The sequence below is a fragment of the Nonomuraea sp. NPDC054003 genome, from assembly GCF_055585125.1.
In genome coordinates this window covers 25,047-42,341 of record NZ_JBVJKR010000015.1, presented here as the reverse complement: position 1 = coordinate 42,341, position 17,295 = coordinate 25,047, and the positions used below count along the sequence as shown (strand labels likewise).

The following is a 17,295-nucleotide window of genomic DNA, read 5'->3' as shown; positions in this document are numbered from 1 at the left end:
CCCCTGAGGTTGGTGACGACCCTGGTCTCACTCCGAGCGCTGCTGCGGAATCCCCGCCAGCAGTGCGCGAACCTCGGTCTCCCGGTAGCGCCGGTGACCGCCGAGGGTGCGGATCGACGTCAACTTGCCCGCCTTGGCCCACCGGGTGACGGTCTTGGGGTCGACCCGGAACATGGTGGCGACCTCGGCGGGCGTGAGCAGCGGCTCGGCCTCGGGTGTACGAGCTGACATTTGTGCGGCCTCTCCTCCGTGTGGACCGGCTTCGCGATCCTGCGACTGCCTTTGCGCGTGTCACGGATGTCCCTCTATGACCCAGAGCGTGCGGCTTTTCTGGGCCATATACGGCATCACCCGATGTGACCATACCGCCACGCAGAGCGATTGGCGAGCCCTTCTTTGACCCAACTGCCCGCCCCTGCGGCGATGTCACGCTCGGTGATTCTAGCGACACGTTTCGTGGTATCGCAGTGAAAACGGCAAACTACTCAGTTCGCAGAAGTGAGCAGCCGCGACTCATGACCTACTCATGCAGGTCAGACGGTCGTATTGGGGTTCAGTTGGAAGATTCCAGGAGTTGCATTGACTTCCAGCGAAGGATGACCCTCTGGTACATGGCATAGGCAAGCTCTTCTTGACCCGTGTCCAGCCCCGTCAGGGCCGCGGAAAGCTCCGCCACCGACTGGTCGGCCTGCAGCGCCTCGTCGTTCATCAGATGCACCAGGCCGCCGTAGTCGAGCTCCACCAGCGAGTGGGGGTGGAACTCCTCCAGCCACCGCGCCACGTCCTCCACGTCGAAGTTGGGCGCGGTGTCGCCGAGGTTGCGCCGCAGCACCTGCAGCGCCCGCGCGGCCCGCCTCCTGGCCTGGGCCATGGACGTGACGTAGATGAGGTTGCGCCCGGTGGCGGTCGTCACGTCCTGTCCGGGCACGGAGGCGCCGAGCACCAGCCAGCGCTCGTTGCCGTCGAACGGCACGAACCACGAGGGTGGCACGTGCCAGGCCGTGGTGCGGATGTGGGTGCGCAGTGCGTCGGAACCGGCGCCGCGCTTGTAGCGGTCGAAGTCGTCGGCCGTCTGCTCGGCGATGGCATTCGGGACGAACCGGTCCATCAGCTTCACAGGGACACTGCCCCGGAGCCTTGAGAAGGCCAGCCACGAGCGCAACCGGGTCTGCCAGGGGCAGACGTACAGACGGTCCTCGACACGCCGCAGGTAGGCGTTGGGGCTCTCCTGCGCGGGTACGACTTGAGGAGGCATGCCAAGCAGGCGCCTGACCGACTCCCCGTGCTCGGCTTGGAGCGCGTTGGCCCGGCGCGGACGGTCGCGAGAATCGGCATAGTCGGCCCAGACCTTGCGCTCGGATTCGGAGAACGCGGTCAGCGGCTCATAGACGCGGAGGTAGGCGGCATAGGGCAGCACGGAGGCATCGTGTCATGAAGCCAACCCGCCGTGCATCGTCGTGCCGACTACGCTTGAGTGATCTCCGCCGCGAAGGGGCGGCGGACCGGACAGGGAGTCACTACCGTGACCGACGTCTTCGGTGCGTCCCACAAGGACGTTCACGAGCAGGTCGTCTTCTGCGCCGACGAGCAGAGCGGCCTTCGCGCCATCATCGCCATCCACAACACCGCACTCGGCCCCGCTCTCGGGGGCACCAGGTTCTACCCGTACGAGAGCGAGCAGGCCGCCCTGGCCGACGTGCTCAACCTCGCCAAGGGCATGGCCTACAAGAACGCGCTGGCCGGCCTCGACCTCGGCGGCGGCAAGGCCGTCATCATCGGCGATCCCGCCCGCGACAAGAGCGAGCCGCTGCTGCGCGCGTACGGGCGCTTCGTCGAGTCGCTCGGCGGCCGCTACATCACGGCCTGCGACGTCGGCACCTACAGCGAGGACATGGACCTCATCGCCCGCGAGTCACGCTTCGTCGTGGGCCGCACCGTCGCCCACGGCGGCGCCGGCGACTCCTCCATCCTGACGGCGTTCGGCGTCTTCCAGGGCATGCGCGCCTCGGCCGAGCGGGTCTTCGGCGCCCCGACGCTGCGCGGCAGGCGGGTCGGCGTCGAGGGCGTCGGCAAGGTCGGCCACCGCCTGGTCAGCCTGCTCCGCGACGACGGCGCCGACGTGGTGATCTGCGACGTCAGCGAGCGGGCGATCGACCGCGTCAAGCGGCTCCACCCCGAGGTCGACGTGGTCGCCGACGCGCGGGAGCTGACCGCGGCGGACATCGACGTGTTCGCGCCGTGCGCGCTGGGCGGGGTGCTCGACGACGCCACGGTGTCCACGCTGCGCGCCAAGGTCGTCTGCGGCGCGGCCAACAACCAGCTCGCCCACTCCGGCGTGGAGAAGCAGCTCGACGAGCGCGGCATCCTCTACGCGCCCGACTACGTCGTCAACTCCGGCGGCGTGATCCAGGTGTCCGACGAGATCGGCGGCTTCGACATGGAGCGCGCCCGCGCCAAGGCGATGGGGATCTACGACACGACCCTGAAGATCTTCGCGATCGCGTCGGAGGAAGGCGTACCCCCGGCGGTGGCAGCGGATAGGCTGGCAGAGCGCAGAATGTCGGAAGTCGGGCGGATTAGGGGCATTTGGCTAGGGCGCTGACGCCCCGCGCTCATACGACGTACCGAGCTGGGCACAAAACAGGTACGGTAATAGGCGAACGATAGGCTGACGCCCGATGCAAGGGCGGCGTCAGCGTGTGGTGCGTTAGCGACGAGGGGTCGGGAGACGACCCCACACGAGGGGGTCGAGCCAATGGGGCGCGGCCGAGCAAAGGCCAAGCAGGTCAAGGTTGCTCGCCAGCTGAAGTACAACAGCGGTGGCACGGATCTCGACCGACTTCGCGACGAACTCGGGGTCGGAGACTCCAGCAACGACGACGCCGACGACCTCAACGACGAGCTGGCGGATCGCTATGCCGATTACGCCGACGACTACGGAGACGACGACGGCGGACGATCGTCCGGCCGCCGCTAGCCGTTCTCACTCTTCCCGTTGACCGTGGCGAGTGCCCGGCATCCGCCGGGCGCCCAGCCCGAAGCGCGCAAGCCCCACGGGCCACCCGTGGGGCTTCGTCACGCTCGCGTCGTGCCGGGTGAGAGGTGTACGTGTCCGGCGACACGGGATGGCCGGGCGCGATCAACCGGTAGCGCCCGGCACGCCGTGAGGCGTTCAGCGGTAGCGGGCGCGGCCCTCGCCGGGCACGACCTCGCCCAGCACCCACGCGGGCAGCCCGCGCCCTTCCAGCAGGCGGACCGCCTCGTCGGCGACCTCCGCCGGCACGATCGCCGCCATCCCGACACCCAGGTTGAACGTACGGTCGAGGTCGGCCTGCGCGATGCGGCCGTGGCCCGCCAGCACCTGGAAGATGGCCGGAGGCGTCCACGACGAGCGGTCGAGCACCGCGTCGAGATGACCCGGCAGCGAGCGGGACACGTTGCCCTCCAGCCCGCCGCCGGTGATGTGCGCGTAGGCGTGCACCTCGACCGTGCGGGCCAGCTCCAGGCAGTCGAGCGAGTAGATGCGCGTCGGCTCCAGGAGCTCCTCGCCCAGCGGCCGGCCCAGCTCGGGCAGCTCCGCGTCGAGGGAGAGGTCGGCCAGCTTGAGCACGTGGCGCACCAGCGAGTAGCCGTTGGAGTGGACGCCCGACGACGCCAGCCCCAGCACCACGTCGCCCTCGCGGACCCGGTCGGGACCGAGCATCGCGTCGGCCTCGACGACGCCCGTGCCGGCGCCCGCCAGGTCGTACTCGTCGGGCCCCATCGCGCCGGGGTGCTCGGCCGTCTCGCCGCCCACCAGCGCCGCGCCCGCCAGCCGGCAGCCCTCGGCCACCCCGCCGACGATCTCCGCGACCCGCTCGGGCACGACCTTGCCGCAGGCGATGTAGTCGGTCATGAACAGCGGCTCGGCCCCGCACACCACCAGGTCGTCGAGGACCATGCCGACCAGGTCGACGCCGATCGTGTCGTGCTTGCCGTAGCGCTGCGCGATCATGACCTTGGTGCCGACCCCGTCGGTCGACGTGGCCAGCAGCGGCCGCCGGTAACGCAGCAGCGCCGACGCGTCGAACAGCCCGGCGAAGCCGCTGGCGTCGTCGACCACCTCCGGGCGGCGCGAGCGGGCCACCTTGTCCTTCATCAGCGCGACCGCGCGCTCGCCCGCCTCGATGTCGACGCCCGCGGCCTCGTAGGTGGTCACGCCTTGCTCTCCAGGACGAACTTGCCGACGTTGTCTTCGTCGATCGGGATCGGGTAGGAGCCGTCGAAGCAGGCCCGGCAGAGCCGCTCGGCGGGGATCGTGGTGGCCTTGGTGAGCCCTTCGAGCGAGATGTAGCCGAGCGAGTCGGCGCCGAGCGAGGCCCGGATCTCCTCCACCGACAGCGAGCCCGCGATCAGCTCGGCGCGGGTGGCGAAGTCGATGCCGTAGAAGCACGGCCACGCGACCGGCGGCGACGAGATCCGTACGTGCACCTCGCTCGCGCCGGCCTCCCGCAGCATCTTCACGATGGCCCGCTGGGTGTTGCCGCGCACGATCGAGTCGTCGACCACGACCAGGCGCTTGCCCTCCACGACCTCGCGCAGCGGGTTGAGCTTGAGCCGGATGCCGCGCTGGCGGATCGTCTGCGACGGCTGGATGAACGTGCGGCCGACGTAGGAGTTCTTCACCAGGCCCTGGCCGTAGGGGATGCCGCTCTCCTGGGCGTAGCCCACGGCGGCGGGGGTGCCGGACTCGGGCGTCGGGATCACCAGGTCGGCCTCGACCGGATGCTCGCGGGCCAGCACCCGGCCCACCTCGACCCGGGTGACCTGCACGCCGCGCCCGGCGATGGTCGTGTCGGGGCGGGCGAGGTAGACGTACTCGAACAGGCAGCCCTTGGGCTCCGCCAGCGCGAACCTGCGCGAGCGGACGCCGCGCTCGTCGATCGTGAGCAGCTCGCCCGGCTCGATCTCGCGGACGAACGTGGCGCCGACGATGTCGAGCGCCGCCGTCTCCGACGCCACCGCCCAGCCGCGCTCCAGCCTGCCCAGCACGAGCGGGCGGATGCCCTGCGGGTCGCGCGCGGCGTAGAGCGTCGTCTCGTCCATGAACACCAGTGAGTACGCGCCCTTGACCTGCGGCAGCAGCTCGGCGGCGGCGTCCTCGACGGACCGGCTGCGATCCTGCGCGAGGAGCGTGGTGAGCACGTCGGTGTCGGTGGTCGCCCGGGTCGTGCCGGGCTCCAGACGCTGGGCCAGCGCCGGGGTGTTGATCAGGTTGCCGTTGTGGGCCAGCGCGAGCCCGCCCACGTCGGTCGAGCTCAGCGTGGGCTGCGCGTTCTCCCACACGCTGGAACCGGTCGTGGAGTAGCGGCAGTGGCCGATGGCCAGGTGGCCGCGGAGGGTGCCGAGCACGGACTCGTCGAAGACCTGGGCCACCAGGCCCATGTCCTTGTAGACGAGGATGCGGCTGCCCTCGCTGACCGCGATGCCCGCGGACTCCTGGCCGCGGTGCTGCAACGCGTACAGCCCGTAGTAGGTGAGTTTGGACACTTCCTCGCCTGGCGCCCAGACGCCGAACACGCCGCAGGCGTCTTTCGGCGCGCGGTCGTCGGGGTCCAGGTCATGGCCGAGCCGGCCGTCGCCCTTCAGCACGTAGTTCAGTCTAGGTCGGCCGGCTTCGTGCTCGCGCACCCGGGGTGCGTCCTCGCCGGACCGCGCCCGTTTGGACGGAAGATGACCGGGGGGTTACCCGTGTCGTCAGGTTTCAAGTGCCGCTCCTGCGAAAAGGTGAAGTATCCGGCATGCAGACCCCGTCGGGAGAGCGGAACGTGACCACACCTGGCGACCCGAACGACCACCCCGAACCGGACCGCCCCTGGTGGGCCGAAGGCGCCCCGGATGACCCCGCGGACGAGCGTCCTCAGGGGGCCGCCGGCGATGACGGCGGCCGGACGGAGGAGCCCGGCGAGGGTGAGGAACCTCTCGCTCCGAAGCCTCCCGTCGTGCCCGAACCCGACCGGCCCTCCCGCCCCGAACCGGGTCCCATAGAACCGGAACCCTCGCCCGGTCCGGGTCCCGTGGAACCTGAACCCTCTCCGGGGCCCGTTCCTGGGGAACCCTCTCCGGGGCCGGCGCCCGGGGGAGGGCCTGGGGAGCCGCGGCATCCGGACCTGCCCGAATCACCGGAGACGCCGCCACCCGCCCAGGTGCCCGACGAGAGTGACGCCGAGCGGACGGCGGTGTTCGAGGTCCCGCCCCGGGACGATGACAAGGGCCGCGCCTATCCCACCCCCGGCGGCACTCCGCCGTACCCCGGGTGGGAGGGCACCTCCGAGGACCAGCCCACCACCCCCGGTGCCCGGCCCCCGTCCCGCTACGAGGAGCCCGAGGACCGCACCCCGTCCCGCTTCGAGGAGCCCTCCACGGGTGAGCCCCTGCCGTTCGCGGAACCTCCGTACGAGAGCGGTCCCGACGTCCCCCGTCCCGGCCAGCCGGAAGGAGACGAGCCTCACGGCACGCGTCCGGATCGTCCGGAAGGCGAGTCCTACGGCGCGCACCGTCAGCAGCCCGGCAGCGGTCCGCAGGCCTACGGCGCCCACCGTGTCCCGCCGCCCGATGACACTCCCAGGTACGGCGAGGACTGGCCCGAGGGCGAAGCCGGTGCAGCTCCCGGCCAGCGCCCCGCCACCGGCGAGGGGCCGGGCCCACGCGGGGCCGAGCAACCGCCGTACTGGGCGCACGGCGAAGGCCGCGGGGCCTTCGCCGACAGCGGAAAGCATCCCGAGAGCGGAGAACCCACCGGCGGCCGTCCGCCCTCCGAGGGCCGACCCACCGCCCCCGGAGCCACCCCACCACACGAAGGAACTGCAGAAGGGGCCCCCGAGCCGCCCGGCGGACCGGAGCGCGGAGCGCCGCCTCACGGGGGGCCGGAGGGCGCGGAGTCGCCGTACGGCAGACCGGAGGGGGCGGAGTCGCCTCAGGGCGGGCCAGAGGGCACGGAGCCGCCGTACGGCAGACCGGAGGGGGCGGAGTCGCCGTACGGGAGGCCGGAGGGGGCGGAGTCGCCCTACGGGAGGCCGGAGGGTGGGGCGTCGCCTTATGGAGGGCCGGCGTCGCCGTACGGGGGGCCGTCGCCGTACGGGGGAGCCGGGGGCGGGCCGTACGGGGAGCAGGGGCCGGTGCCGGGGACGTCGCCGTCGAGTCCGTACGGGGGGCCGCCGGGTGGGGGACCCGGGTACGGCGAGTGGCAGGCCGCGCAGCCCGGGAGCGGGCTGGCGACCGCGTCGCTGGTGCTCGGGGTGGCGAGCCCGTTCCTGGTGTTCGTGTGCTTCATCGGCCTGCTCACGGCGATCCTGTCGATCGTGTTCGGCATCATGGCGCTGGTCCGGCGGGTGGGCAAGGGCAGGGCGATCACCGGGATCGCCTTCAGTGTGCTGGCGTTGCTGGTGTTCGGCGCGGTGTCCCTCTGGTTCTGGGACATCGTGCAGGATTGCGGCCGGTTGCCCCAGGGCCTCGCGGACCGGTGCTTCGAGGAGCGGATCCCGTGGATGCGGGGCCCGCGCTAGACCGGCAGGTGGGCTGACAGGTCGGCGCGGGCGCCGCTGGCCGAGACGGTGCCGGCGGCCACCGCTTCCGCCCAGGTGAGGCGGCCGGTGGCCAGCTCGATCCAGGTGCGCGGGTCGGTCTCGACGACGTTGGGCGGGGTGCCGCGGGTGTGGCGGGGGCCGGCGATCGCCTGGACGGCAGCGTACGGGGGGACGCGGACCTCGACGGTGCGGCCGGGCGCGGCGGTGACGAGCCGGTCGAGCAGGTGACGCACGACCAGACGGGCCGCTGAGCGGTCGGGCTGGAGGCCGCGGTCGTAGGCGGCGAGCACGGCGGCGACGAGCGCCCCCGTGAGGGCGTCGGCGGGCCCGTCGTAGGGCGGCCGGTCGAGCGCGACGAGCTGGTCGTCGAGGGCGGATCTCAGCTTCTCGGGGTCGATTCTGCGTGGTGGCACCGCCCCATTGTCCTCTGACGGGCAACGGTAAAGCGTTCATCGAGGCGGTGGCGTTCGTTCATCTCGGGTTGGTGCGGTGACCGTAACGTCCCGGCGGGAGAACCGCGCAACCTTGGAGGACCCTGTGGCGAACCTGTCGCCGCGCCGGCTGCTGCCGCTGCTTTCCACCCCGCACAAGGGTGGCCGATCCGCGATGACCTGTCAGTTCCGATGCGGCAACCAGTGCGCGCACGACGTGGCCAACACCAGCGGCAACCCGTACTTCGGCGAGGTGGCCGAGCAGGCGCTGTCCCGCCGGGGCGTGCTGCGCGCCGGTGCGCTGGGCGCGCTGGTGGCCGGCGCCGGCGTGACGATGGGGGCGGCCCCGGCGATGGCCGACCCGGGCAGGTCCGGCCCCCCGCGTGGCAAGGGCGGGCTCGGCTTCGAGCCGGTGGCGCCGAACAAGGCTGACGCGCTGACCGTGCCCAAGGGGTACAGGTCGTCGGCGGTGGTGCGCTGGGGTGACCCGGTGCTGCCGGGCGCGCCCGCGTTCGACTTCGACAACCAGACGGCCGAGGCGCAGGCCATGCAGTTCGGCTACAACTGTGACTACGTGACGCTCTTCGAGATGAACCGCAACCGCGGGCTGCTGTGGGTGAACCACGAGTACACCGACGAGAACCTGATGTTCCGCGGTTACACCGACGGGACGGCGGCCACCGAGGAGCAGATCAAGATTGCGATGGCGGCCCACGGCGGCTCGGTGGTCGAGGTGGAGCGGGTCCGCAACACGGGCGAGTGGAAGCTCGTCACCAACGGGCGCCGCTACAACCGGCGGATCACGGTGTCGACGCCGATGCGGTTCTCCGGTCCGGCCGCCGGCAGCGACCTGCTGAAGACGGCCGCCGACCCCAAGGGCGTCAAGCCGGTCGGCATGCTCAACAACTGCGCCGGCGGCACCACCCCGTGGGGCACGGTGCTGACCGCCGAGGAGAACTTCAACCAGTACTTCGTCAACGGTGACAAGGTCCCCGAGGCGCAGAAGCCGTACATCACCCGCTACAGCATCCCGTCGGGCACCGCGGGCCGCCGGTTCGACCGCGTCGAGGAGCGGTTCGACCTGGAGAAGCACCCGAACGAGGTCAACCGGTTCGGCTGGATCGTGGAGATCGACCCGTTCGACCCGGACTCGACCCCGATCAAGCGGACCGCGCTGGGCCGCTTCGCGCACGAGGCCGCGACGACGACGATCTCCCGTGACGGCCGCCTGGTCGCCTACATGGGCGACGACTCGCGCTTCGAGTACGTCTACAAGTTCGTCTCCAAGGGCCGCTACATCAAGGGCCACGACCGGCACAACCGCACCCTGCTGGACGAGGGCACGCTGTACGTCGCCAGGTTCACCGGCGACAGCCCGAAGGAGGAGCTCGACGGCTCGGGCAAGCTGCCGTCGGACGGCGCCTTCGACGGCTCGGGCGAGTGGATCCCGCTGGTGAGCGGCGACAGGTCGTTCGTCGAGGGCATGACCGCCGCGGAGGTGCTGGTCTACACCCGCGCCGCCGCCGACAAGGTGTCGGCCACCAAGATGGACCGCCCCGAGGACATGGAGCGCAACCCCGTCACCGGCGGCGTCTACATCGCGCTGACCAACAACTCCAACCGCACCCCGGCCCAGGTGGACGAGGCCAACCCGCGCGCCGCCAACAAGCACGGCCACGTGGTGGAGCTGATCGAGCAGCGCGACGACGCGGCGGCCAAGAAGTTCTCCTGGTCGGTCCCGCTGGTCTGCGGCGACCCGAACGACCCCTCGACCTACTTCGCCGGGTTCGACAAGACCAAGGTGTCGCCGATCTCCTGCCCGGACAACCTGGCCTTCGACCCCGACGGCAACCTGTGGATCTCCACTGACGGCAACGCCCTCGGCACCAACGACGGCCTGTTCGTGATGCCGGTCAAGGGCAAGGAGCGCGGTTACGTACGCCAGTTCCTCACCGTGCCGGTCGCCGCGGAGACCTGCGGCCCGCTGATCAGCGACGACCAGCTCAGCGTGTGGGTCGCGGTGCAGCACCCCGGCGAGGCGGACGGCGCGACGCCCGACCGGCCCGCCAGCCGCTGGCCCGACGGCGAGGGCAGCCAGCCGCGGCCGTCGGTGGCCGTGGTCTGGCACGAGCGCGGCAAGAAGATCGGCGCTTGACCTAAAGAGAGGTTCAGGTTTTAGCCTCCATGCCATGAGCATGGAAGTGACTGCCTGGCATCAGCTGTATTCACTGAACAACGAACCGGAGCGTCGCCAGATCTCGAAGGCGACGCTCCGCCGCGTGTGGGGGTTCGCCCGTCCGCACCGCCGGAAACTGACGCTGTTCCTGGGCCTGAGCGTGGTGATGGCGGCGCTGGCGGTGGCCCCGCCGGTGCTGGCCGGCCGGGTGCTCGACGCGATCGGCGCGGGCGAGCCGGTGGGCGTGGTGGTCGGCCTGGCGGGCCTGATCGCCGGTCTGGCCCTGGCCGAGGCGGGGCTGGGGCTGGTGGCCCGCTGGCTGTCGGCCGGCCTCGGCGAGGGCCTGATCCTGGACCTGCGCACGGCGGTCTTCGACCACGTGCAGCGCATGCCCGTCGCGTTCTTCACCAGGACGCGTACGGGCGCGCTGGTGAGCAGGCTGAACAACGACGTGATCGGGGCGCAGCGGGCGTTCACCGACACGCTCTCCGGCGTCGTGGGCAACGTGGTGACGCTGGTGCTGGCGATCACCGTCATGATCTCGCTGTCGTGGCAGATCACGCTGCTGGCGCTGCTGCTGCTCCCGGTGTTCGTGCTGCCGGCCCGCCGGATGGGCACCAGGATCGCCCGGTTGCGGCGCGAGGCCGCCGACCACAACGCGGCCATGGGGTCCCAGATGACCGAGCGGTTCTCGGCGCCGGGGGCGACGCTGGTGAAGCTGTTCGGCCGGCCTGTCAGGGAGTCGGCCGAGTTCGCGGCGCGGGCCGGGCGGGTGCGCGACATCGGGGTGCGCACGGCCATGACCCAGTCGGCGTTCATCACCGCGCTGACGCTGGTCTCGTCGCTGGCCCTGGCGCTGGTCTACGGGCTGGGCGGCTTCTACGCGCTGGCCGGGCGACTGGACGCGGGCTCGGTGGTGGCGCTGGCACTGCTGATCACCCGGCTCTACTCGCCGCTGACCGCCCTGGCCAGCGCCCGGGTGGACGTGATGAGCGCGCTGGTCAGCTTCGAGCGCGTCTTCGAGGTGCTCGACCTGGAGCCGCTGATCAAGGAAAAACCGGACGCGCGGGCCGTGCCCGAGGGGCCGGTGTCGATCGAGTTCGACGACGTGCGCTTCGCGTACCCGTCGGCGGACAAGGTGTCGCTCGCCTCGCTGGAGGAGGTGGCCGCGCTCGACACCCGCGGCGGCGTCGAGGTGCTGCACGGCGTCTCCTTCACCGCCGCGCCCGGCCAGACGGTCGCCCTGGTGGGCTCGTCGGGCGCGGGCAAGTCGACGATCGCCCAGCTCATCCCGCGGCTGTACGACGTGGACGCGGGCGCGGTGCGGATCGGCGGCGTGGACGTGCGCGACCTGGCCGCCGACTCCATCAGGGGGACGCTCGGCATGGTGACCCAGGACGGTCATCTGTTCCACGACACGATCAGGAACAACCTGCTGTTCGTCCGGCCGGACGCCGCCGAGGAGGAGCTGTGGGACGCGCTGCGCCGGGCCAGGCTCGGCGACCTGATCGAGTCCCTGCCCGACCGGCTGGACACGGTCGTGGGCGAGCGCGGCTACCGGCTGTCGGGAGGCGAGCGCCAGCGGCTGACGATCGCCCGGCTGCTGCTGGCCGGGTCGCGGGTGGTCATCCTGGACGAGGCCACGGCCGCGCTCGACTCCACCAACGAGGCGGCCGTGCAGGAGGCCCTGGCCGAGGCGCTCGACGGGCGCACCGCGGTGGTGATCGCGCACCGGCTGTCCACGATCCGCGCCGCCGACGTCATCCTGGTCATCGAGGACGGCCGGGTGGCCGAGCGCGGCACGCACGCCGAGCTGCTCGCCGCCGGCGGCCGTTACGAGGAGCTGTACCGCACCCAGTTCGCCGAGCCCGTCGTCGCCGTGTGAGCCCGCGGCTCAGCGGCGGGGGGAGCGGGCCAGGGCGGCCAGGGCGGCGCCGGCCAGGGCGACCGCGAACAGCACCGCGTACGTCCGCTGGAAGCCGGCCATGAGCTGGTCGAGCGCCACCGGTGAGAGCCGTGACAGCGTCCCCGCGTACACCTGGGCCCGGACCTCGGGGCCGACCGCGCTGCCGAGCACGCTCAGCGACAGCCCGACGCTGAGCACCACGCCGACGTTCATCACCATGAGCCGGAACCCGTTCACCACGCCCAGGCTCCCGCTCGGCAGCGCGCCCATCACCTGGGTGGTGTTGCCGGTCAGGAAGGTCCCGCTGCCGCAGCCGGCCACGAACAGCCCGAGCCCGATCACCCAGTACGGGGTGCCGGGGTCGGTCGCCAGCAGGAGCGCGCCGAGCCCGGCGGAGCTCATCAGGGCCCCGCCGATGCTCAGCGCGTACGGCGACACCCTGCGCCCGAGCGCGCCCACGATCGGCGAGGCCAGCCCCATGCCCACAGGCACAGGCAGCACGCTCAGCCCGGCCTCGAAGGGACCGAGTCCTCGGGCCGCCTGGAAGTAGAGCGCCACCACGAGGATCAGCGAGGCCCTGGCGACCGCGTTGCAGAAGGAGGCCAGGTTCGCGCAAGCCAGCATCCGCCCGCCGAACAGGCGCAGGTCGAGCACCGGGTGGGCGGCCCGCCGCTCCACGATCACGATCAGCGGCACCAGCAACGCGAACACGCCGGCCCCGGCCAGCACCACCGGGCTGGTCAGCCCGCCCGACCCGGCCTCCGACAGGGCCAGCAGCACCGCCGACAGGGCCGCGAACACCAGCGCGTTGCCCAGCGCGTCCACCGGGCGCCGGGGCCCGCGCGGCATCTTGCGCAGCGTGACCGCTCCCCAGACGACCGCGGCCAGCCCGGCGGGCACGTTGACCCAGAAGATCCACTGCCAGCCCGCGGTGGACGCGATCAGCCCGCCCAGCGTGGGCCCGGCGAGCTGGGCGACCGACAGGGTGCCCATGTAGACGCCCATGCCCTGGCTCAGCCGGTCGGGCGGGAACGCCTCGGTGATGATGACGGTGCCGTTGGCCAGGATCATGGCCGCGCCCACGGCCTGCAGCACCCGCATGGCGACCAGGAACCACACGTCCGGCGAGAACCCGGCCAGCAGCGAGGCCAGGGTGAACAGGGCGAACCCGGCCAGATAGACCTCCCGCCGGCCGAGCAGGTCGGCGACCCGGCCGAAGAACATCAGGCTCGCGGTGTTGGTCAGGAGGAAGGCCAGCAGGATCCATCCCGACTGGAACGGGGTGGCGTGGAAGTGGCGCACGACGGTGGGGAGCGCCACGTTGAGCGTGCTGCCGGCCATGCCGATGAGGATCAGCCCCAGACTGGTGACCGAGCACACACGCCACGCGTAACGTAACCGGGCCTGATCGGGGGAGACGGCGACCATGCCTTCCACTATGACGTACGACGTACGTCCGCGGTCAGCTGGGTGAGGGATATTCTAGAATTTGGTTCACCGAGCGCGTTTGCGCAGTCCCTCCAGGTCGTGGATGACCACCCGGCGCCGCCCGGTCTCGATCAGCCCGCGGTCGCGTAACGTGCGCAGCGCCTTGCTGACCGCCTCCCTGGACGCGCCCGTCCACCCGGCGAGCTCGTCCTGCGACAGCGGCAGCGCCACCCGCACCCCGCTGTTGGTCTTCTCGCCGTAGCGCTCGGCCAGCTCGATCAGCCGGGTCGCCACCCGGCCTGTGGTGTCGAACGCGCCGTACTCGATGCGCTTGCGGTCGGAGTCGCGCAGCCGGTCGGTGACCATCCGCATGAGCAGCACCGCGATCCGCCCGTGCTCCTGGAGGAAGCCGGGGAAGTCGCGGACGACGATGCCGGAGATGGGCTCCAGCGCCGTCACCGTGGCCGAGCGGGGCGAGCCGTCGATGCTCGACATGTCCCCGAGCAGCCCGCCCGCCCCGCGCACGGCCAGCACCACCTCGGTGCCGCCGCTGGTGTGGGAGGACACCTTGACCCGGCCCTCGGTCAGCACGAGCACCCAGTCGGAGGTGTCGCCTTCCGACATGACCGTCGCCCCGCGGTCCCACCTGCGCGGCCGGCCGGCCGCGCGCAGGGCCTCGATCTCGTCGTCGGTGAGCATGGAGAGGAACTCGCCCGGCTCTGCCTTCATGCGCCCGATTATGTCCGTACGACGAGCGTCGTAGCTATCGCATTGACGTGAGAACGTACGCCTCGACGAGTTCCTGCTTACCCTTCAGGCTCAGCTTGCCCAGCGGCCGCACGGTCACGCCGTCGCCGAGCCCCTTGAGCGTGGCCGAGCCGATCACCACCGTGCCGGGTTCGGCCAGCGACTCCAGCCGGGAGGCCACGTTCACGCAGTCGCCCATCGCGTTGAAGCCGCGCAGCTCCGGGCTGCCGATGTTGCCCACCAGCGCCGGCCCGGTGTTGACCCCCACCCGGAACGTCGGCCACGGCTCCTGGCCGGTCCGCCGCCACGCCATCTCCTCGGCCACCTCGGCGGCGGCCCGCTGCATCGCCAGCGCGGCCGCGCAGGCGGCCCTGGCGTGCCCTTCCTGCGTGGCCGGGGCGTTGAACAGGGCCAGCATCGCGTCGCCGACGAACTGCACGATCGTGCCGCCGTTGGAGAGGACGCACGGCACCGCGGCCGTGTGGTAGCGGTTGAGCATCTCCACGATCTCGCCCGGCGCGACCCGTTCGGAGAACGAGGTGAACCCCTTCAGGTCGGCGAAGAGCGCGGTGACCTCCTTGACCTGGCCGCCCAGCTCGGCCTGGGCCGGGTCGGCGAGCAGCGCGTTCGCCACGTCGGGCGACATGTACTGCCGGAAGAGCGTGTGCAGCTCGCTGTAGAGGCGGGCGTTCTCCAGCGAGATGGACAGCTGCCCGGCCAGGGTGGCGGCCAGCGCCTCGTCCTGCTCGGTGCGGCCGATCGGCACCTCCAGCACCCCGGCCAGCCGGTTCTTGACGGTCAGCGGGAAGGCGATGCGGCCGTCCCCCCTGACGGGGACGTCGCCGGGGAACTCGTACGAGCGCGACCCGATCTGCGCCTGACCGTCGGACACCAGCCCGATCCGCACGTCACCGTACGCCTGCCTGACCCGGTCCAGCGCCGCGGCCAGCAACGCCTGCTCCGGCAGGCCGACGCGGGTCTGGGCGCTCACGTCGACGAGCGCGCCCAGCCGCTCGGACAGCTCGCGCTCGTCGGCCAGCGCCCGGCCCGCCCGGTCGAGCACCGCCGCCTGGCCCTCGCTCAGCCGGAACTTGCCCGACAGCCGGGAGGCGGCCAGTGGCTCGCCCCGCCGCACGTGCTCGACCAGCTCCTCCAGCGCGCGGTCGTAGTCGCGCTGGATGCGCCGCACGGTCGCCGAGAGCGCCACCGAGTCGAACAGCCCCGCGCTCGACCCCTCCCGCCTGAACTGCAGGTAGGCGCTGTAGGCGACGAACCCGAAGGCGAACGTCAGCAGGACGTGCCACTCCCACCAGGTCAGGTGCCAGTTGAGCTGCGGCATCCCGGCGATCATGCATTCGGCCAGCAGCGCGTACGCCGTGATCAGGCTGATCAGCATGGCCGACGGCCGCCGCCGGTGGAGCACGAACATCATCACGGCGGCCGCCGCGTAGAGCGCCAGCCCCGGCACCGACAGCCACACCACCCAGACCACCGGGTCCGTGAGCGGCGGCCGGCTGAGCGGCGTCACGTCAGGGACCAGCGAGGCCAGCCCCCACAGCGCCATGAACCCGAAGAGCACGCCGCGGATCACGTGCTGCGCCCTGAACACCTGGCCGGCCGCCCGCTCGCCCAGCGGCAGCGCCGAGGCGAACGCGAACCCGGAGGCGATCGTCAGCCCGACCGTCTGCCCCAGGTCGAAGCCGAGCGACCCGGTGGGCAGGATCACCTTCGGGGTGGCCAGCCCGTGCAGGAAGAAGAAGCCCGCGCTGCTGATGAACACCATGGAGACCAGGAACAGGCGGGCGTCCTGCCGCTTGCGCGAGGCCTCGCTGATGAGTGTGCCGAGCCCGACGTTCAGCCCGGCGACGATCACGATCATCCAGAAATGGCTGGGGTTGTGCTGCCACTCGACGTTCAGGTGCGGCTGCGCGAGCAGCAGCCAGAACCCGAGCAGCGGCAGCGAGAGGTGGATCACCCAGACGACCCCGCGCACCGGCTGGGTGGCGGGAGGAAGGTAAGGCGCGGGCGTCGGCACGCCCTGATTATCCCCGCGGGACCGGGCCTGCCAATGCGTCTTTTTACGCGCATCAACCTTCATGACAGGTCAAGTAACGTCAGAACATATTGTCACGCACTGTTTCGTAATCGACACGTTATGTGAGAGCTGTCATCCATTGGAACGGTTGACGCGTGAGAACCATGAGCAACATCCGTACCTGAGAGGGACCATTCGATGAAGATTCTGCGCGTGGCCGCGGTGGGCGCGCTGGCCGCCTCACTTCTCACCGTGGGGGGCGCCGCCACCGCCTCTTCCGCCACCACCGCCGCCGCGGCCGGCGAGGTCACGGCCTGCGTGCACAAGAAGTCGCGGTACGTCCGGATCATCAACGCGTCCGGCAAGTGCAAGCCGGCCGAGATCCGGATGAAGATCGGCGGTGGCGAGACGGTGACCCAGACCGCGGTCACGTCCGGTCCCAAGGGCGACACCGGGGCGCAGGGCCCCAAGGGTGACACCGGCGCCCAGGGGCCGCGCGGCATGCGCGGCCCCCAGGGCAAGCAGGGCGCCCAGGGCCCGAAGGGCGACACCGGGCCGCAGGGCCCGAAGGGGGAGCAGGGCCCGAAGGGTGACACCGGCCTGGCCGGTCCCAAGGGTGACAGCGGCCCGGCGGGGCCGAAGGGTGAGAAGGGCGACAAGGGCCCCAAGGGTGACACCGGGCCGGCGGGTCCCCAGGGCAAGCAGGGCGTCCCGGGACCGAAGGGCGAGAAGGGCGAGCCGGGCAGGGACGGTAAGGACGGCGGCGGCAGCTTCACGACCTACACCAAGACCCAGCAGTTCTCCCGCAACGGCGCCAGCGCCAACTGCCACCAGGGTGACCTGGCGACCGGCGGCGGCTTCGCCGTCAGCTCGGGCACGCAGGTCATCGCCAGCGCCCCCACCGGCCCCGGCACCTGGACCGTCACGATCCAGGGCCAGGGCCAGACGAGCGGCACCGTCTACGTGGTGTGCCTGAAGAAGAGCTCCTGACACACCGAAAGGGCCGG

At 71.4% G+C, this 17,295-nt stretch carries 14 protein-coding genes; 6 read left to right on the top strand and 8 right to left on the bottom strand.

What is annotated here, in order from left to right; genetic code table 11:
• Positions 1–27: 27 nt before the first annotated feature.
• A complete protein-coding gene (bldC, locus tag ACZ6YG_RS33650) occupies positions 28–231 on the bottom strand; it encodes a developmental transcriptional regulator BldC (RefSeq protein ID WP_013133571.1) in 204 nt (67 codons plus the stop codon).
• A 322-nt stretch (positions 232–553) separates the two neighbouring features.
• Complete coding sequence (locus ACZ6YG_RS33645) at positions 554–1,417, bottom strand: DUF8083 family protein (protein WP_148035188.1); 864 nt, start codon at positions 1,415–1,417, stop codon at positions 554–556.
• A 105-nt stretch (positions 1,418–1,522) separates the two neighbouring features.
• Here ACZ6YG_RS33645 and ACZ6YG_RS33640 point away from each other — a divergent pair, with 105 nt between their 5' ends.
• Together ACZ6YG_RS33640 and ACZ6YG_RS33635 are read left to right on the top strand one after the other, a co-directional pair.
• Complete coding sequence (locus ACZ6YG_RS33640; RefSeq protein ID WP_148035187.1) at positions 1,523–2,602, top strand: Leu/Phe/Val dehydrogenase; 1,080 nt, start codon at positions 1,523–1,525, stop codon at positions 2,600–2,602.
• Positions 2,603–2,755: 153 nt separating this feature from the next.
• Positions 2,756–2,977 (top strand): DUF3073 domain-containing protein, encoded by a 222-nt coding sequence (locus ACZ6YG_RS33635; protein ID WP_148035186.1) that lies wholly within the window; start codon positions 2,756–2,758, stop codon positions 2,975–2,977.
• A gap of 195 nt (positions 2,978–3,172) precedes the next feature.
• Here ACZ6YG_RS33635 and purM read toward each other — a convergent pair whose 3' ends face one another.
• Positions 3,173–4,198: a phosphoribosylformylglycinamidine cyclo-ligase gene (gene purM / locus ACZ6YG_RS33630; RefSeq protein WP_148035185.1), complete on the bottom strand. Its 1,026-nt coding sequence runs from the start codon at positions 4,196–4,198 to the stop codon at positions 3,173–3,175.
• A complete protein-coding gene (gene purF, locus ACZ6YG_RS33625; protein WP_148035184.1) occupies positions 4,195–5,631 on the bottom strand; it encodes an amidophosphoribosyltransferase in 1,437 nt (478 codons plus the stop codon). Before purF ends, purM begins: the two co-directional genes overlap by 4 nt.
• A gap of 554 nt (positions 5,632–6,185) precedes the next feature.
• Here purF and ACZ6YG_RS33620 point away from each other — a divergent pair.
• The gene (locus ACZ6YG_RS33620; RefSeq protein ID WP_466020228.1) at positions 6,186–7,544 is read left to right on the top strand and encodes a DUF4190 domain-containing protein; all 1,359 of its coding nucleotides are present in this window, start codon (positions 6,186–6,188) and stop codon (positions 7,542–7,544) included.
• Here the strand turns inward: ACZ6YG_RS33620 and ACZ6YG_RS33615 are convergent.
• On the bottom strand, positions 7,541–7,978 hold the full coding sequence (locus tag ACZ6YG_RS33615; protein ID WP_466020227.1) for a sterol carrier family protein: 438 nt from the start codon (positions 7,976–7,978) through the stop codon (positions 7,541–7,543). The genes ACZ6YG_RS33620 and ACZ6YG_RS33615 overlap by 4 nt on opposite strands.
• 124 nt (positions 7,979–8,102) lie before the next feature.
• On the opposite strand from ACZ6YG_RS33615, the gene ACZ6YG_RS33610 reads away from it, so the two are divergent.
• Both ACZ6YG_RS33610 and ACZ6YG_RS33605 read left to right on the top strand, forming a co-directional pair.
• Positions 8,103–10,151 (top strand): PhoX family protein, encoded by a 2,049-nt coding sequence (locus tag ACZ6YG_RS33610; protein ID WP_466020226.1) that lies wholly within the window; start codon positions 8,103–8,105, stop codon positions 10,149–10,151.
• A 34-nt stretch (positions 10,152–10,185) separates the two neighbouring features.
• Positions 10,186–12,057, top strand: coding sequence for an ABC transporter ATP-binding protein (locus ACZ6YG_RS33605; RefSeq protein WP_219546699.1), 1,872 nt, complete (start codon positions 10,186–10,188; stop codon positions 12,055–12,057).
• Between the two features lie 9 nt (positions 12,058–12,066).
• Here ACZ6YG_RS33605 and ACZ6YG_RS33600 read toward each other — a convergent pair whose 3' ends face one another.
• The 3 genes from ACZ6YG_RS33600 to ACZ6YG_RS33590 form a co-directional block, all read right to left on the bottom strand.
• Positions 12,067–13,506: an MFS transporter gene (locus ACZ6YG_RS33600; RefSeq protein ID WP_148035180.1), complete on the bottom strand. Its 1,440-nt coding sequence runs from the start codon at positions 13,504–13,506 to the stop codon at positions 12,067–12,069.
• A 66-nt stretch (positions 13,507–13,572) separates the two neighbouring features.
• Entirely contained in the window at positions 13,573–14,235 is a 663-nt protein-coding gene (locus tag ACZ6YG_RS33595) for a Crp/Fnr family transcriptional regulator (protein ID WP_148035179.1), read from the bottom strand.
• A gap of 34 nt (positions 14,236–14,269) precedes the next feature.
• The gene (locus ACZ6YG_RS33590; protein WP_271275689.1) at positions 14,270–16,288 is read right to left on the bottom strand and encodes an adenylate/guanylate cyclase domain-containing protein; all 2,019 of its coding nucleotides are present in this window, start codon (positions 16,286–16,288) and stop codon (positions 14,270–14,272) included.
• 198 nt (positions 16,289–16,486) lie between these two features.
• On the opposite strand from ACZ6YG_RS33590, the gene ACZ6YG_RS33585 reads away from it, so the two are divergent.
• Positions 16,487–17,278 (top strand): hypothetical protein, encoded by a 792-nt coding sequence (locus tag ACZ6YG_RS33585; protein WP_466020225.1) that lies wholly within the window; start codon positions 16,487–16,489, stop codon positions 17,276–17,278.
• Positions 17,279–17,295 lie beyond the last annotated feature (17 nt).

What these genes read in the sequence shown, in the direction of transcription:
- bldC (WP_013133571.1), bottom strand. Translation starts at nt 231, where the DNA reads ATGTCAGCTCGTACACCCGAGGCCGAGCCGCTGCTCACGCCCGCCGAG.
- ACZ6YG_RS33595 (WP_148035179.1), bottom strand. Translation starts at nt 14,235, where the DNA reads ATGAAGGCAGAGCCGGGCGAGTTCCTCTCCATGCTCACCGACGACGAG.
- ACZ6YG_RS33605 (WP_219546699.1), top strand. Translation starts at nt 10,186, where the DNA reads ATGAGCATGGAAGTGACTGCCTGGCATCAGCTGTATTCACTGAACAAC.
- ACZ6YG_RS33585 (WP_466020225.1), top strand. Translation starts at nt 16,487, where the DNA reads ATGAAGATTCTGCGCGTGGCCGCGGTGGGCGCGCTGGCCGCCTCACTT.
- ACZ6YG_RS33635 (WP_148035186.1), top strand. Translation starts at nt 2,756, where the DNA reads ATGGGGCGCGGCCGAGCAAAGGCCAAGCAGGTCAAGGTTGCTCGCCAG.
- ACZ6YG_RS33600 (WP_148035180.1), bottom strand. Translation starts at nt 13,506, where the DNA reads ATGGTCGCCGTCTCCCCCGATCAGGCCCGGTTACGTTACGCGTGGCGT.